The sequence below is a fragment of the Noviluteimonas lactosilytica genome (genome assembly GCF_020866925.1).
In the GTDB taxonomy this organism is placed as follows: Bacteria; Pseudomonadota; Gammaproteobacteria; order Xanthomonadales; family Xanthomonadaceae; genus Noviluteimonas; species Noviluteimonas lactosilytica.
In genome coordinates this window covers 1139183-1154070 of sequence record NZ_JAJGAK010000001.1, presented here as the reverse complement: position 1 = coordinate 1154070, position 14888 = coordinate 1139183, and the positions used below count along the sequence as shown (strand labels likewise).

Below are 14888 nucleotides of genomic sequence, written 5' to 3'. Positions count from 1 at the left end.
ACACACGCATGCCCCTCTATCGCTACAAGGCGCTCAACGCACGCGGCGAACTGCTCGACGGCCAGATGGAGGCCGCGACCGCAGGCGAAGTCGCCGTGCGCCTGCAGGAGCAGGGGCACCTGCCGGTGGAAGCGAAGCTCGCGTCCGAAGGCGGCGGCGAATCGACGTGGCGCGCGCTGTTCAAGCCCAAGCCGTTCGCGGGCGAACGCCTCGTGCAGTTCACCCAGCAACTCGCGACGCTGCTCGCCGCGGGACAGCCGCTCGATCGCGCGCTGTCGATCCTGCTCGAACTTCCCGAAGACGAAGCGGCGCGCCGCACCATCGGCGACATCCGCGATTCGGTGCGCGGCGGCAGCGCGTTGTCGACCGCGCTCGAACGCCAGCACGGCACGTTCTCGCGCCTGTACGTGAACATGGTGCGCGCGGGCGAGGCGGGCGGTTCGCTGCACGAAACGCTGCAGCGCCTGGCCGATTACCTCGAACGGTCGCGTGCGTTGCGCGCGCGCGTCATCAACGCGCTGATCTATCCGATCATCCTGCTCACCATCGTCGGGCTGAGCCTGTTGTTCCTGCTCGGCTACGTCGTGCCGCAGTTCGCCGCGATGTACGCGAGCCTCGACGCGGAACTGCCGCTGTTCTCGCGCTTCGTGCTCGGCATCGGGTTGTTCGTGCGCGACTGGTGGTTCGTGCTGCTCGCGATCCCAGCGCTCGCGCTGTGGTGGTTCGACCGCAAGCGGCGCGATCCGGTGTTCCGCGCGCGCTTCGACGAATGGCTGCTCAAGCGCAAGTTCATCGGCCAGCTGGTCGCGCGCCTGGAAACGGCGCGGCTGGCGCGCACGCTCGGCACGCTGCTGCGCAATGGCGTGCCGTTGCTGACTGCGCTGGGCATCGGCCGCAACGTGATGGGGAACCTCGTGCTGTCGGCGGATGTCGAAGCCGCAGCCAACGACGTGAAAGGCGGCGTCGGCCTGTCGACGGCGCTCGGCAAGGGCAAGCGCTTCCCGCGCCTTGCGCTGCAGATGATCCAGGTCGGCGAGGAATCCGGCGCGCTCGACACCATGCTGCTCAAGACCGCCGACACCTTCGAGGCGGAGACCAGTGCCGCGCTGGACCGGATGCTTGCGGCGCTGGTCCCGGTGATCACCATGGTGCTGGCGGGCGTGGTGGCCGTCGTCATCCTCGCCGTGCTCATGCCCATCTACGATCTCACCAACGCCATCGGATGATTGCAATGAATCTCACCCGGAATTCCAGGGCGCCCGTCGCCCGCTCCGCGCAGGCCGGCTTCAGCCTGATCGAAATCATCATCGTCGTCGTGCTGATCGGCGGCATCGTGGCGTTCGCGGCCACGCGCATCCTCGGCGGCGGCGATCGCGCGAAGGTCAACCTCGCGAAGGCGCAGGTGCAGACGCTCGCGGAGAAGGTGCAGCAGTACGAATCCGACACCGGCGCGCTGCCGGGCTCGCTCAACGAACTCGTTTCGAGCGATGCGAGCGGCTGGCTCGGTCCGTATGCGAAGACCGCCGAACTCAACGATCCCTGGAACCATCCGTTCGAATACAAGATGCCGGGCGAAAACAAGCCGTTCGACCTCATGAGCTTCGGCAAGGACGGCAAGGCGGGCGGGACCAGCGTCGATGCCGACATCGCGTTCGAGTAAGTGATGACTTCCCTCGGACGCCACGTGCTGCAGCGCCGGGCGTCCCGGGGGCTCCACGCGCCACGCAACGACGCAGGGTTCACCCTGCTCGAAGTGTTGATGGTGTTGCTGCTCATCGCCGCAGCGAGCGCGCTTGCCGCGGCCGCGGTCACGAACGGGTTCTCCGGCATTCGCCTGCGCGCCGATGCGAAGGAAATCGCGGCGCAACTGCGCTACACGCGCGCACAGGCGATCGCCACCGGACAGCCGCAGCGTTTCCTCATCGATCCCGCCGCGCACACGTGGACCGCGCCGAACGAGCGCGGCGGCACGATCGATCCGAAGTTCGGCGTCACCTTCACCGGCGCGCGCGAAGTGCAACCGGTGCAGGGCATCGGTTCGATCGTGTTCTTCTCCGACGGCGCTTCCACCGGCGGTCGCGTGCAACTGAGCTCGCGCGAAGCGGCCTGGAACGTCGACGTGCAATGGCTGACCGGCGAAGTGAAGCTGCACCGCGGGCAGGTGGCGCGATGACGACGTTCGCGCGCCGCGCCGCGGGCTTCACCCTGATCGAGGTGATCGTCGCCTTCGCGATCCTCGCGCTCGGGCTGACGATCCTGCTCGGCATCCTGTCCGGCGCGACGAAGCAGGTGCGCTGGGCCGACGACGCGGGTCGCGCATCGATGCACGCGCAGACGCTGCTCGCGCAGCAGGGCGTCGGCGTCGCGCTCGCGCCCGGACACACCGAAGGCGATTTCGAAGCGGGGCGTTATCGCTGGACGCTCGACATCGCGCAATGGCGCGATCCGGCCGGGCCCGAGAATCCTCAGCCGGTCGATCCCGGCGCGCCGCAACTGATGTCGCTCGACCTGCAGGTGTCGTGGGGCGACGGCAGTCCGCGCAATCGCCTGCGCGTGCAGTCGTTGCGCCTCGTCGCGCCCACGAACTTCCCGGGAGGAACGCCGCTGTGATGCGACGCGCCGTTCCCATGCGTGCCCAGCGCGGCTTCTCGCTGATCGAAGTGCTGCTTGCGACGATGCTGCTCGCGGCGGGCCTCGCGCTCGCGTTCGCGACATTGCGCGCCGCCACCGCGACCGCGACCCGCGGCGAAGCGATCGCGCAACGCAACGAACACATGCGCGCGGTGGAACTGTTCCTGCGCCGGCGCATCGGCGGCATGCGGCCCGTGCAGTTCGGCATGAACGCGGAGACCGGGATGCCGCGCCGCTTCGAGGGCGACGCGACAAGCATGCGCTTCGTCGCGGACCTGCCGGACTATCTCGGACGCGGTGGTCCCTACCTGCACGAGTTGACGATCGTCGACGGCCAGGACGGCGCGCGGCTCGAAGTCGCGTTCACCCTCGTGCTCGCAGGACAAACGCATCCCGACGATCCGCCGCGCGAACCGGAACTGCTCGCCGGTCCGCTGCGCGAAGCGACGTTCCGCTACCGCGGCATCACCGCCGAGAACCGCCTCGGCGAATGGAGCGACCACTGGGAAATGAGCGACCGCCTGCCGGTGCAGGTCGAAGTCACGCTGCGCGATATCGAGGGACGCGCATGGCCGGCGATCGTCGTGTCGCCGCAGTTGTCGGCGGGCTTCGTCGGGAGTTCGCTGTGAGCGCGCATCGTTCCCGCATGCGCGGCGCGGCCCTGTTGCTGGTGCTGTGGCTGATCGCGTTGCTGACCGGATTGATCGGTGCGTTCGCGCTCACCGCGAAGATCGAGGGCCTGCAGGGACGCGTGCTGCATCGCGGCGTGATCGCGGGCGAGGCCGCGCGCGCCGGCTTCGAATACGCGCTCGTGCGCGTGGCCGATCCCGATCCGCGCCGGCAGTGGCGCCCGGACGGTCGTCCCTATCGCTTTGCCTTCGGCGACGCGACGATGGAAGTCGCGCTGACCGACGAGAACGGCAAGATCGACCTCAACCAGGCCGACCTCGCCTTGCTGGCCTCGCTGTTCCAGCACTCGGGCGAGATGCCGATGGAGGACGCGCGCAAGCTCGCCGCCGCGGTGCTCGACTGGCGCGACCCCGACGTGCTCACGCAACCCGAGGGTGGCGCCGAGGATGGCGACTACGCCGCGGCCGAACGCCACTACGGTGCGAAGGACGCCCCCTTCGAAAGCGTCGCCGAGCTCGAACAGGTCCTGGGCATGACGCCCGCGTTGTACGCGAAGGTCGAAAACGACCTGACCGTGTTCAGCGGCCGCACGCGGCCCGACCCCGCGTTTGCTTCGCCAGGGGTGTTGCGGGCGATGGGGATCGATCCGGACGCAACGATCGCCAGGCGCCGCGCATGGGATCCGTCTTCGGGCGGCACAGCCCCGATCCTCGAGGGAGGGGAGCCTTTAGTGAGTGCAGGCAGCGGCACGTATAGTATCGACAGCCGTGCGCGACTTCGCGATGGACGCGAAGCGTTGCTGCGGGTCGTGGTGCGCGCGGGGGGGAACGGATTGCCCGGATCCGCTTACACGCCGCTGCGCTGGGAGGAGGGAGCTTCTTCGCGATGAGTGCATTGCGCGACCGCATTGGCCGTATCCAGACGCGCGTCCTGCCGGGCGCGGGTGGCTGGCTTGCGTGGTGGTCGCGCGGCCTGGCCGCGTGGTTGCCCGCGCGCTGGCGCGCGGCGCTCGGCCTCGGCCGCGATCGCCTGCTGTTGTCGCAGGACGCGCCGGCTGCCGAAGGGCTCGACGCGCTGCAGCTTCGCCTGCAGGCCGGCGACGGCATCTCGGGCGAGACCCTGCGCGACATCGGCCGACTGCCCGCGGGCGAAACGCTCGGCATCGACACCGATCCGCTCGCGAGCGTGCTCGCGCCCTCGATCGTCGACCTGCCGCGCTGGCTCGTGCTGCCTGCGTCCGCCGGCCTGCGCCGTCGCATGACGCTGCCCGCCGGCGCCGCCGATCGCCTGCGCGACGTGGTGTCGTTCGAGATCGACCGGCAGACGCCTTTCACCGCCGAGACCGCCGCATTCGATGCGCGCATCCTCGGCCGGCGCGCGAGCGACGGCCAGCTCGATGTCGAACTCGTCGCCGTTCCGTTGTCCGCGATGCAGCCGCGCCTCGAAGCGCTCGGCGGCGTCGCCTCGACGCTGTCCGGCGTCGACCTCGCCGATGCGGGCGGCACGCCGCTCGGCGTCAACCTGTTGCCGCCCGCGATGCGCCGCCATCGCGCCGATCCGTGGGCGACGTGGCATTGGGTGTTCGGTCTCGTCGCATTGCTCGCGCTCGGCTTCGGCCTGTGGCAGGTGCTCGACAACCGGCGCAGCGCGGCCGATCGCTTCGAAACCGAAGTCGACGCGCAGACGGCGAAGGCGCGCACCGCCTCGCAGCGTCGCCAGCAACTCGTCGATGCAGTCGACGGCCAGCTCTATCTCGATCAGTTGCGGCGCGGCCGCCCGAGCGCGATCGAAGTGCTCGACGAACTCACGCGTCGCTTGCCGGACACGACGTACCTGGAAAAAGTCGCGATCGAAAACGACAAGCTGACGTTGATCGGCTTGAGCAGCGAAGCGTCCGGACTCGTCGCGCGCCTCGAAGGCTCGAAGTTGTGGCGCGCGCCCGCGCTCGCCGGCGCACTGCAATCCGATCCGCGCAGCGGCAAGGATCGCTTCACGCTGACGGCGGACCTCGCGATCGTCGCACCCACCGTGCAGAACCGGCAGGAGGGCTCGTCGCGTGGCGCCGCAAACGACTGATCGCGATCGCTGGCTCGCGCTCGGCCTGCTCGTGGCCGCGCTCGTGCTCGCCTATTTCGTCTTGCTCCATCCGTGGTGGACGGCGCCGATGATGGACGCCGAAGACCGCATCGCGACCTTGCAGGAACGCGAACTGCGCGTGCGCACGCAGTTGCGCCAGGCGCCCGATGTCGAGCGTCGCCTCGCGCAGGTGCGCACGGCGCAGGCCAGTCGCCCCGGTTTCCTCCCGGAGACGACGCCGGAACTCGCGACCGCGGGCCTCGTGCAGCGCCTCGAAGCGGTGGTGTCGCAGGCGAGCCCCGGCAATCGCAGTTGCGCGATCACCAACCGTTCGCCGCTGAGCGAACAGCGCCCGGCCGAACGCTTCCCGCGCGTCACCGTGCAGGTGCGCCTGCGTTGCGGCGCAGGCGAGCTTGCGAGCGTGCTGCACGCGCTCGAAGGCGGCAGCCCGCGCGTGTTCGTCGACAATCTCAACATCCTCGCGCAGCGTTACTTCTATGCGCCGGGGCAGGGGCGCGCGCAGAGCGGCGGCCTGGACGTGAGCTTCGATCTGTACGGTTACATCCCGCCGCGTCCGGCGGCCAACCAGGCGCAACGCGGAGGCCGCAGTGCGAATCGCTGATGCCGGCCCGCGCACCTGGTTGCTGGCGACCGTCGCCGGATGGGCGTTGTTCGCGTGGGTGTTGTCGCTCGCGAACATGGGCGGCCGCATCGCGCGCCTGCCCGACGATCCCGCGCTCGTGCAGGCGTTGCCCGCCGTGCCGAAGGCGCAGGCCGAACGCATCGGGCCGCTGACGCAGTACGCGGAAGCCGCGGAACGTCCGTTGTTCTCGGAAGATCGCCGCCCGCAACCGTTCTCGCTGCAGCCGCAGGGCGAAGACGACCAGGCGCAACAGTTCGACTTCATCCTCACCAGCGTGCTGATCACGCCGCAGGTGCGCATGGCGATCGTGCAACCCGCCGCCGGCGGCGAGTCGATCCGCATGAAGCAGGATGAAGCGCCGGCCGAAGCGCAGGGCTGGCGACTGATCGGAGTGGAACCGCGCTCCGCGACCTTCGTCGGCCCGCAGGGCGAAAAGACCCTCCAGCTGCGCGTGTTCGACGGCAAGGGCGGCAGCGCGCCCACGCGTGCCGCGGCGCCGCAACCGGGCGCCGAGGTCGTGATGGACCAACCCGTCGAGATGACCGACGCGAACGAAGTTCCGCCGCCACCGCCACCGCCGCCGACCACGCAGGCCGACCCCGCAGCCGCTACCGCGACCGCGCCGCAGCAGACAGGTTCGAGCCTCGAGTCCGCACCGATGACGCCGGAGCAGCAGATGGACGCGATCCGCAAACGCATCGAACAGCGACGCGCGCAACTCCGGCAGGAACAGCAACGCCAGCAACAGAACCAGAAACCCCCGGCGCAGCAATGAGACGAGAACGAGCCATGACGACACTACGATCCAACTTCGCGGCATTCCTGTGCGCCGCGACCTTGGTGGCGCTCGCCGGCTGCACGTCCCAACCGGTGGCGAACATCAGGAAGGATGGCGATCGCTCCGGCCCCGTCATCCAGTCGAACCTCCCGCGCCCCGTGCTCGACGGCACGGGGACGACGACGTCGGAACTGCCGGACAACGCGACCATCACCGGCGCGCCTTCCGCGCAGATCCGGCGCGGCAGCGGCGAGGTCATCAACCGCAGTGCGGCGAGCGCGCCGCCACCGAACCTCGGCGGCAGTTCGGGCGCGGCGACGTTCAACTTCGAAGGCGAATCCCTGCCGGCGGTGGTGAAGGCCATCCTCGGCGACATGCTCGGCCAGAACTACGTGATCGCGCCGGGCGTGCAGGGCACGGTGACCCTCGCGACGCCGCGCCCGGTGAGCCCGGCGCAGGCGATGTCGCTGCTCGAACAGGTGTTGAGCTGGAACAACGCGCGCATGGTGTTCGCCGACGGGCGCTACAACATCGTCGCCGCCGATTCCGCGCTGTCCGGCACCGTCGCGCCGCGCACCGGTTCGCCCGCGCTCGCGCGCGGATTCGAAGCGCGCGTGGTGCCGCTGCGCTACATCTCCGCCGAGGAGATGAAGAAGGTGCTCACGCCCTACGCGCGCCCGAACGCGATCATCACCACCGACAACGCGCGCAACGTCATCACCATCGGCGGCACGCGCGCCGAACTCGAGAACTACCTGCGCACCATCGAGATCTTCGACGTCGACTGGTTGCAGGGCATGTCGGTCGGCGTGTTCCCGCTCAGGTCGGGCAAGGCGAGCAAGGTCGTCGGCGACCTGGAGAAGGTGTTCGGCGAACAGAGCAAGTCGCCGGTCGCCGGCATGTTCCGCTTCCTGCCGCTCGACGGCGCGAACGCGGTGCTCGTGATCACGCCGCAGCCGCGCTACCTCGACGAGATCCAGTCGTGGCTCGAACGCATCGAAGGCGCGGGCGGCGAAGTGCAGCTGTTCTCGTACGAGCTGAAGTACGTGAAGGCGAAGGACCTCGCCGATCGTCTGGCGCAGGTGTTCGGTGGCGGGCGTGGGTCGTCGGACCAGGGCGGCGGCTCGGCGTCGCTGATGCCGGGGCTGGAGTCGACGCAGATCCAGGACACCGGCGTCGACAGCGACGGCACCAGCAATGCGCAGATCGGCGGCGACAGCGGGTCGGGCAGCGGACTCGGTGAAGGCATGTCGCTCGGTCCGCGCACGGGCGGCAACAGCGCCGTCACCCTGCAGGTCAACGGCGACACGGTCGGGGTCGCCGCGGTCGACGAAACCAACACGCTGCTCGTGCGCTCGAATGCGGGCGCGTGGCAATCCATCCGCGACGTGATCGAACGCCTCGACACGATGCCGATGCAGGTACACATCGAAGCGCAGGTGGCGGAGATCAAGCTTTCCGGCGACCTGCGTTTCGGCGTCAACTGGTACTTCGAGAACGCGATTCCCGATCCGGCGTTGCGCGCGCTCGCGTTGGGTCGATCGATCTGGGGCTCGACCGCGGCGTCCGCCAGCGGCATCACGGTGGGGACCAATGGCGCCATCACGGGCGGCCTGTCGGCGACCTTCCTGGGCCCCAACGCGATGGCAGTGATCAACGCGCTGGATCGCGTCTCCGACGTCAACCTGCTGCAGACCCCGTCCGTGCTCGTGCGCAACAACGCCGAGGCGACTTTCAACGTCGGTAGCCGCATCCCGATCCAGTCGGTGAGCGTCAACACGGGCACGTCGGATCCGACGAATACCATCGCGCAGGTTCAATACCTCGATACGGGCACGATCCTCAAGGTGCGCCCGCGCGTCACGAAGGACGGCATGGTGTTCCTCGACGTCGTGCAGGAAGTGAGCACGCCGGGTGCGATTCCCGCCGACGCGCAGGGCAACGTGCGCATCGACACGCGTCGACTGAAGACCGAAGCCGCCATCCAGAGTGGCGAGACGGTGATGCTCGCGGGCCTGATCCAGGACACGCGCACGAAGGGCTCCTCGGGCATTCCCGGCCTCAGCCGCATTCCGTGGATCGGTGGCTTGTTCGGCACGCAGACCAACGCCACCGACCGCACCGAAGTCATCGTGCTGCTGACGCCGACGATCATCCGCAACCCGCAGGAAGCGCGCGACCTCACGGACGAATACGGCCAGAAGTTCCGCGCGCTGGAACCGCTGTATCGCAAGTAAGCGCGGCGCGTTTTCGTGCGACGACGAAGAAGGCGGTGGCGCTCGCAGCGCCGCCGCCTTCTTTTTTGGCTCAGCGTTCCAGCCAGACCACGTAACGCACCGCGTTACCCGGCGCGGGTTCCTTGAACGGCAGGCCGATCATCGAGTAATCGAGTTGGTAGAGCTGCGGGATCGTGCGCGCGCCCGACACGCCCGGGCAGACGAAGCGGAACTGCGTGTTGTCGGGCACGTAAGGCGTCGTCGCACGCCAGGGCCACCGGCTTTCGACGTATTCGGCGACGCATTTGACGGCCACGTCGCGATCGTCGCGGTCGGCGTGCGCGGGGCTTGAGGCAGTGGCTGCGGCCACGATCGCCAGCGTACAAAGCGCAATCTTGTTCATGCATTGCTCCTCGTTGTGGGGTTGCGACAGGGACCTGTCGCGATGCCACTCTCGAGCGATCCGATGGGCGCTTGCGCGTGGGTTGTTCGTCGAACCCGGGTCGATGCTTCTCTTCGTCAGGCGAGACCGTAAGATGGGTGGCATGGGGAACCCGTCCGACCCGATCTTCCTGCGTGGCGCCGCGGCAACGCGACGCGCGAGCTGAAGCATGGATCCCGTCGTGCTCGTGCCGGTGGGCGTGGACGAGGACGCCCTCGACGCCTGCCTGTCCGCGCTCGATGCGGCGACGCCCGCCGGGACGCGCGTCTGGCTTGCCGACGACGCACGCGCCGGACCCCGTGCGCACGCGGTGATCGAAGGCTGGCTCGCGCGCACGCAGATGCAGGCGCATTACACGCGCCGCCAGCGCATGGTCGGCGACGTCGCGCACCTGGATGAAGCCTTGAAGGCGTGCGGCGACGCCGACGTCGTCGTGCTCGCGCCCGACGCGCGGCCCGCGTCCGGGTGGTTGCAGCAATTGACGTCGTGCCTCGCGCGCGATTCCGCCATCGCGACCGCGACGCCGTGGTGCAACGCGGGCGAAGTCGCGGCCTGGCCGCGCGTCGGCGAAATCATGCCGATGCCCGACGATCTCGAACGCCTCGCACGCGCCTGCGCCGCGATGCCGCCGTTGCACCCGGAGTTGCCGGCCGCCGTGGGCCACGCGGTCGTGTTGCGTGGCCGCGCGCGCCAACGCGCCGGCGGCCTGGACACCGCGAGCTACGGATCGTGGATGGCGGCGCTCGTCGATCTCTCGCTGCGCCTCGCCGGCCTGGGTTGGCGCAACGCGCTGTGCGAAACCGCGTTCGTCGCGCGCCCGGGCGAAGGCCTGCCCGACGACGGCGACATGGACGCGCTCGCCGCGCGCTGGCCCGCGTGGCACGCACGACTCGCGCAATTCCTGATGGACGATCCGTTGCGCGCCGTCCGCGAAGACCTGCAATCGACGCTCGCGACGCTCGGCCCGCCCGCGCCACAGCGGGAGTTGTTCGCGTGAGCGGCGACATCGCGGTCGTCATCGTCGCCTACGAAAGCGCGGACTCGCTCGACGCCTGCCTGCAGCGCGTGCGCGAGGCGGACGACGTCGGCCAGGTGCGCATCGTCGACAACGGTTCGACCGACGACACGCTGCACATCATGCAGCGCCATGCCGCGGCCGATCCGCGCGTGCGCTTCATCGCCAATCCCGACAATCCGGGATTCGGCGCGGCGTGCAACCAGGGCAGCGCGGAATGCGATCGCCCGTGGCTCGCGTTCGTGAATCCCGATTGCCTCGTGGAAACCGACACGTTGCGCCGTTTGCGCGAAGCCGCGGAAGACCTCGGCGGCGCCGCGCTCGTCGGCGCGGACCAGGTGGACGGTGCGGGCGTGCGCGATGCGGCGACGCGCCGCCGCGATCCGGACTTCGGCGCAATGCTGCGCTCGCCGGCGAACGCGAAGCTCGGCGTGCCGATGGACGAACGCGAACCGTTGCAACGCGTCGATGCGATCTCGGGTGCGTTGATGGTGATGCCGCGCGCGCTGTTCGATCGGCTCGGCGGCTTCGACACCGGCTATCGCCTGCATGCGGAAGATCTCGACCTGTGTCGCCGCGCGCGCCAACTCGGCGCAACGGTTGCGGTGGCCAACGATGTGCAGGTCGTGCACCTGCGCGGCGTATCGTCGCGGTCGCGGCCGGTGTTCGTCGAATGGCACAAGCACCGCGGCTTGTGGCGTTACTTCCGCAAGTTCGAAGCCGAACGCCGCACGCCTGTCGAGCGTGCGGCGGTGTTCGCGTTGATCTGGGGACGCTTTCCGGTTTCGGCGCTGCGCGCCGTAGTGCGCAGCGCCACCGGCTGACCATTGCCCGATCAGTAGGTGCTGAACTTCCACAGCGCGTTGCCCACCGTGTCGCACGGCCACAGCGACAGCGCTTCGAGCGTCTCACCACCGCGCTTCACGTTGAGGCACTGGCCATCGGCGCCGCTCTGCACCTGCCAGATCGCCGCTTTTTCGCCGCCGGGCAGCGTGCTCATCGAGTGTTCGAGGAGGCGCCAATGCGCGGTCGGCCCGGTGATGCACGCGTCGTAGGTCAGCACGCCGTCGACGTTGAGCAGGCAGGTGTGCTCCGCCGTGCCCATGAAGCGGAACGTGTTGCCGGCGTTGTCGACCGGAAGGATGCGCAGGCTCGTGCGGCCATCGTTGGTGCACGCGGTTTCCGAGGGGAGACCGTCGAGCGCCATGCAGTTGTTCGTGAAGGTGGATTGCAACGCAGTCGCGGTGCCCGGCAGGCGCGAGATCTGCTGGTTCATCACGAAGCTCGGACCGGTGCCGTTGGTGATGCTGCAGGAGGACAGCGACGCGAAGCCGTCGGCCAGGTCGAGGCAAAGCCCCACCTGGACGTTGCGGATCATCGCGACGGCGGGGCTGGACGGCGTGTAATGCACGCTCCACTGCTGGTTGGTGGTGGGTTCGCAGGGAGACAGGCGGACCGCGTCGCCCGGCCTCGAACCCGTCGCCGCGTCGAAACAGAGATTGTTTTGCGCGGTGCGGAGTGAATAGCCGGCCACGCCCGTCTCGAACACGAACATCTGCTTGTCGCCGGCGAGCTCGCACTGCGCCTGGTGCACGCGGTCGTTTTCGAGCGGCAGGTTGGACGGCGTCTGCAGGCACGAGCCCGCGGCTGCGCCGTTGAACAACGCGAACTGGTACGGGATATCGGTCGGCGGCGTGTCGGCGAATGCGACGGGCACGACGGCGAGGCCGAGGGACAGGGCAATCAGGGTGCGCAACATCGGAACCTCTCTCTCTGCGGATGGAGAGGTGAGCATTGCAATCCGGGCTACACGCCGACGATCAGCGCAAGGCGCAATGTTCGCGCGCTGCTTCAGTTGCGCGCGTTCTCGTTGCCGTACGAACTAGTAGGACTTTTCCGCGCGAAGGAATCCGCGGAAACCAACCCGCGAAAAAATCAGCGCCGCGCAGCGTTGATCGTGTCGCGCAACTCGCGCGCCGCGCGTCCGGCGGCCTCGGCGAAGTCGGCGCCGTTCGACGCATACAGGATCGCGCGCGACGAACTCACGAGCAGGCCCGTGCCGTCCGCGCTCGCGGCATTGCGCACGACCGCTTCCGCATCGCCGCCCTGCGCGCCGACGCCCGGCACGAGGATCGGCATGTTGCCGATGATCGCGCGCACTTCGCGCAATTGTTCCGGCCATGTCGCGCCCACGACGAGCGCGCAGTTGCCGTTCTCGTTCCAGTCGCGCGCGACCATCGACGCGACGTGCTGGTAGAGCGGACGCCCGTCGACGACGAGGTCCTGCAGGTCGCCGGCGCCGGGGTTCGACGTGCGGCACAGGATCACCACGCCGCGATCCGCGCGATCGAGGAAGGGCTGCACCGAATCGCGGCCGAGATAGGGATTCGCCGTCACCGCATCGGCGGCGTAACGCTCGAACGCCTCGCGCGCGTACTGCTGCGCGGTGCTGCCGATGTCGCCGCGCTTGGCGTCGAGGATCACCGGCACGCCCGGGTGCGAGGCATGCAGGTACGCGATCAGGCGCGTGAGCGCGTCTTCCGCGCCGAGCGCCGCGAAATGCGCGATCTGCGGCTTGAACGCGCAGGCGTACTCGGCGGTCGCATCGACGATGGCGCGACAGAAGTCGAACACGCCCTCGTCGTCGCCGGCGAAGCCCGTGGGGAACTTCGCCGGCTCCGGGTCGAGCCCCACGCAGACGAGCGATGCGCTGTCGTTCCAGCGCGCCTTCAATGCCTGCATGAAGCTCATCCGTCGTCTCCTTACTTGAGGGCCTTGAAGCGCAGGCGGTGCGGCTTCGCGCCTTCTTCGCCGAGGCGGCGCTTCTTGTCTTCCTCGTACTCGCGGTAGTTGCCCTGGAAGAACTCCACGTGCGAGTCGCCTTCGAAGGCGAGGATGTGCGTGGCGATGCGGTCCAGGAACCAGCGGTCGTGCGAGATCACGAAGGTGTTGCCCGGGAATTCGAGCAGCGCGTCTTCGAGCGCGCGCAGCGTTTCGACGTCGAGGTCGTTCGACGGTTCGTCGAGGAGCAGCACGTTGCCGCCCTGCAGCAGCGTCTTCGCCAGGTGCAGGCGACCGCGTTCACCGCCCGACAGCGAGCCGACCATCTTCTGCTGGTCCTGGCCCTTGAAGTTGAAGCGGCCGATGTACGCGCGCGACTGGATCTCGACGCCGTTGATGTTGAGGATGTCCAGGCCGCCGGAAACTTCCTGGAAGACGTTGTGGTTGCCTTCCAGCTTGTCGCGGCTCTGGTCGACGTAGGCGAGCTTCACCGTCGAACCCATGTCGATCGAACCGGTGTCCGGCGTTTCCTGGCCGATGATCATGCGGAACAGCGTCGACTTGCCGGCGCCGTTCGGGCCGATGATGCCGACGATCGCGCCGGCCGGGATCGTGAAGCTGAGATCGTCGATGAGCAGGCGGTCGCCGAACTTCTTGCTGACGTTCTTGAACTCGAGGACTTTCTGGCCGAGGCGTTCGCCCGGCGGGATGAAGATCTCGTTGGTCTCGGCGCGGCGCTGGTAGTCGACCGACTGCAGTTCTTCGATGCGCGCAAGGCGCGCCTTGCCCTTCGAACGGCCGCCCTTCGCATTCTGGCGGGCCCACTCGAGTTCCTTCTGGATCGCCTTCTGGCGCGCCTTTTCCGACGACTCTTCCTGCTTAAGGCGCTCGTCCTTCTGCACGAGCCAGTCGGTGTAGTTGCCCTTCCACGGAATGCCGCGGCCGCGGTCGAGTTCCAGGATCCACTCGGCGGCGTTGTCGAGGAAGTAGCGATCGTGGGTCACCGCGACCACGGTGCCGGGGAAACGCGCGAGGAACTGCTCCAGCCATTCGACCGATTCGGCGTCGAGGTGGTTGGTCGGTTCGTCGAGCAGCAGCATGTCGGGCTTCTGCAGCAGCAGGCGGCAGAGGGCGACGCGTCGCTTCTCACCACCGGAGAGCTTGCCGATCACGGCCTCCCACGGCGGCAGGCGCAGCGCGTCGGCGGCGACTTCGAGCTGGTTTTCCAGCGTGTGCGCGTCGCCGGCGGCCAGGATGGCCTCCAGGCGCTGCTGCTCGGCGGCGAGCTTGTCGAAGTCGGCGCCTTCCTCGGCGTAGGCCTCGTAGATGCGGTCGAGCGCGGCCTGCGCCTGCAGGACCTCGCCCACGCCTTCCTCGACGGCTTCGCGGACGGTCATGTTCGGGTCGAGCTGCGGCTCCTGGGCCAGGTAGCCGACCTTGATGCCGGGCTGCGGGCGGGCTTCGCCGCTGAAGTCCGTATCGACGCCGGCCATGATCTTCAGGACGGTCGACTTGCCCGCGCCGTTGAGGCCCAGCAGGCCGATCTTGGCGCCCGGGAAGAACGACAGCGAGATGTCCTTGATGATCTGGCGCTTGGGCGGGACCGTCTTGGACACGCCGTTCATGGTGTAGATGTACTGCATCGGGGCTCCGCAGGCGGGCGCGGGCGACCTGCC

At 68.6% G+C, this 14888-nt stretch carries 16 protein-coding genes; 12 read left to right on the top strand and 4 right to left on the bottom strand.

Features of this window, described 5'->3' with window-relative positions:
- Positions 1-8 precede the first annotated feature (8 nt).
- Genes xpsF through gspD form a run of 10 tightly spaced genes read left to right on the top strand, consistent with a single transcriptional unit; the run spans position 9 to position 8995 of the window.
- Entirely contained in the window at positions 9-1226 is a 1218-nt protein-coding gene (gene xpsF / locus LK996_RS05650) for a type II secretion system protein XpsF (RefSeq protein ID WP_230526150.1), read from the top strand.
- The gene (gene gspG, locus LK996_RS05645) at positions 1223-1660 is read left to right on the top strand and encodes a type II secretion system major pseudopilin GspG (protein ID WP_230526149.1); all 438 of its coding nucleotides are present in this window, start codon (positions 1223-1225) and stop codon (positions 1658-1660) included. Before xpsF ends, gspG begins: the two co-directional genes overlap by 4 nt.
- Positions 1661-1663: 3 nt before the next feature.
- On the top strand, positions 1664-2173 hold the full coding sequence (gene xpsH / locus LK996_RS05640) for a type II secretion system protein XpsH (protein ID WP_425493707.1): 510 nt from the start codon (positions 1664-1666) through the stop codon (positions 2171-2173).
- Positions 2170-2610, top strand: a complete 441-nt coding sequence (gene xpsI / locus LK996_RS05635) for a type II secretion system protein XpsI (protein WP_230526148.1) — start codon at positions 2170-2172, stop codon at positions 2608-2610. The genes xpsH and xpsI overlap by 4 nt, the downstream gene beginning before the upstream one ends.
- Before the next feature lie 17 nt (positions 2611-2627).
- Entirely contained in the window at positions 2628-3260 is a 633-nt protein-coding gene (locus tag LK996_RS05630) for a prepilin-type N-terminal cleavage/methylation domain-containing protein (protein WP_230526147.1), read from the top strand.
- Positions 3261-3277: 17 nt separating this feature from the next.
- Entirely contained in the window at positions 3278-4150 is an 873-nt protein-coding gene (locus LK996_RS05625; RefSeq protein ID WP_230526847.1) for a type II secretion system minor pseudopilin, read from the top strand.
- The gene (locus tag LK996_RS05620; protein WP_230526146.1) at positions 4147-5337 is read left to right on the top strand and encodes a PilN domain-containing protein; all 1191 of its coding nucleotides are present in this window, start codon (positions 4147-4149) and stop codon (positions 5335-5337) included. Before LK996_RS05625 ends, LK996_RS05620 begins: the two co-directional genes overlap by 4 nt.
- Positions 5318-5959 carry a type II secretion system protein GspM gene (gene gspM, locus LK996_RS05615; RefSeq protein ID WP_230526145.1) on the top strand — a complete coding sequence of 214 codons (642 nt, stop codon included), beginning with the start codon at positions 5318-5320 and terminating at the stop codon, positions 5957-5959. The genes LK996_RS05620 and gspM overlap by 20 nt, the downstream gene beginning before the upstream one ends.
- Positions 5946-6755, top strand: coding sequence for a general secretion pathway protein GspN (locus LK996_RS05610; RefSeq protein ID WP_230526144.1), 810 nt, complete (start codon positions 5946-5948; stop codon positions 6753-6755). The genes gspM and LK996_RS05610 overlap by 14 nt, the downstream gene beginning before the upstream one ends.
- Positions 6756-6769: 14 nt before the next feature.
- Positions 6770-8995 carry a type II secretion system secretin GspD gene (gspD, locus tag LK996_RS05605; protein ID WP_230526143.1) on the top strand — a complete coding sequence of 742 codons (2226 nt, stop codon included), beginning with the start codon at positions 6770-6772 and terminating at the stop codon, positions 8993-8995.
- A 70-nt stretch (positions 8996-9065) separates the two neighbouring features.
- On the opposite strand, the gene LK996_RS05600 is transcribed toward gspD, so the two are convergent.
- On the bottom strand, positions 9066-9377 hold the full coding sequence (locus tag LK996_RS05600) for a hypothetical protein (RefSeq protein ID WP_230526142.1): 312 nt from the start codon (positions 9375-9377) through the stop codon (positions 9066-9068).
- Between the two features lie 208 nt (positions 9378-9585).
- Here LK996_RS05600 and LK996_RS05595 point away from each other — a divergent pair, with 208 nt between their 5' ends.
- Both LK996_RS05595 and LK996_RS05590 read left to right on the top strand, forming a co-directional pair.
- Positions 9586-10413 carry a glycosyltransferase family 2 protein gene (locus tag LK996_RS05595; protein ID WP_230526141.1) on the top strand — a complete coding sequence of 276 codons (828 nt, stop codon included), beginning with the start codon at positions 9586-9588 and terminating at the stop codon, positions 10411-10413.
- A complete protein-coding gene (locus tag LK996_RS05590) occupies positions 10410-11255 on the top strand; it encodes a glycosyltransferase family 2 protein (protein ID WP_230526140.1) in 846 nt (281 codons plus the stop codon). Before LK996_RS05595 ends, LK996_RS05590 begins: the two co-directional genes overlap by 4 nt.
- Before the next feature lie 11 nt (positions 11256-11266).
- Here the strand turns inward: LK996_RS05590 and LK996_RS05585 are convergent, their stop codons facing one another.
- From LK996_RS05585 to ettA, 3 genes are all read right to left on the bottom strand, one after another.
- Positions 11267-12190, bottom strand: coding sequence for an RICIN domain-containing protein (locus LK996_RS05585; RefSeq protein WP_230526139.1), 924 nt, complete (start codon positions 12188-12190; stop codon positions 11267-11269).
- Positions 12191-12366: 176 nt separating this feature from the next.
- Positions 12367-13182, bottom strand: a complete 816-nt coding sequence (gene pyrF, locus LK996_RS05580) for an orotidine-5'-phosphate decarboxylase (RefSeq protein ID WP_230526138.1) — start codon at positions 13180-13182, stop codon at positions 12367-12369.
- 11 nt (positions 13183-13193) lie between these two features.
- On the bottom strand, positions 13194-14855 hold the full coding sequence (ettA, locus tag LK996_RS05575) for an energy-dependent translational throttle protein EttA (RefSeq protein ID WP_230526137.1): 1662 nt from the start codon (positions 14853-14855) through the stop codon (positions 13194-13196).
- Positions 14856-14888 lie beyond the last annotated feature (33 nt).

What these genes read in the sequence shown, in the direction of transcription:
- xpsF (WP_230526150.1), top strand. Translation starts at nt 9, where the DNA reads ATGCCCCTCTATCGCTACAAGGCGCTCAACGCACGCGGCGAACTGCTC.
- gspG (WP_230526149.1), top strand. Translation starts at nt 1,223, where the DNA reads ATGATTGCAATGAATCTCACCCGGAATTCCAGGGCGCCCGTCGCCCGC.
- xpsH (WP_425493707.1), top strand. Translation starts at nt 1,664, where the DNA reads ATGACTTCCCTCGGACGCCACGTGCTGCAGCGCCGGGCGTCCCGGGGG.
- xpsI (WP_230526148.1), top strand. Translation starts at nt 2,170, where the DNA reads ATGACGACGTTCGCGCGCCGCGCCGCGGGCTTCACCCTGATCGAGGTG.
- LK996_RS05630 (WP_230526147.1), top strand. Translation starts at nt 2,628, where the DNA reads ATGCGTGCCCAGCGCGGCTTCTCGCTGATCGAAGTGCTGCTTGCGACG.
- LK996_RS05625 (WP_230526847.1), top strand. Translation starts at nt 3,278, where the DNA reads ATGCGCGGCGCGGCCCTGTTGCTGGTGCTGTGGCTGATCGCGTTGCTG.
- LK996_RS05620 (WP_230526146.1), top strand. Translation starts at nt 4,147, where the DNA reads ATGAGTGCATTGCGCGACCGCATTGGCCGTATCCAGACGCGCGTCCTG.
- gspD (WP_230526143.1), top strand. Translation starts at nt 6,770, where the DNA reads ATGACGACACTACGATCCAACTTCGCGGCATTCCTGTGCGCCGCGACC.
- LK996_RS05600 (WP_230526142.1), bottom strand. Translation starts at nt 9,377, where the DNA reads ATGAACAAGATTGCGCTTTGTACGCTGGCGATCGTGGCCGCAGCCACT.
- LK996_RS05595 (WP_230526141.1), top strand. Translation starts at nt 9,586, where the DNA reads ATGGATCCCGTCGTGCTCGTGCCGGTGGGCGTGGACGAGGACGCCCTC.
- LK996_RS05585 (WP_230526139.1), bottom strand. Translation starts at nt 12,190, where the DNA reads ATGTTGCGCACCCTGATTGCCCTGTCCCTCGGCCTCGCCGTCGTGCCC.
- pyrF (WP_230526138.1), bottom strand. Translation starts at nt 13,182, where the DNA reads ATGAGCTTCATGCAGGCATTGAAGGCGCGCTGGAACGACAGCGCATCG.
- ettA (WP_230526137.1), bottom strand. Translation starts at nt 14,855, where the DNA reads ATGCAGTACATCTACACCATGAACGGCGTGTCCAAGACGGTCCCGCCC.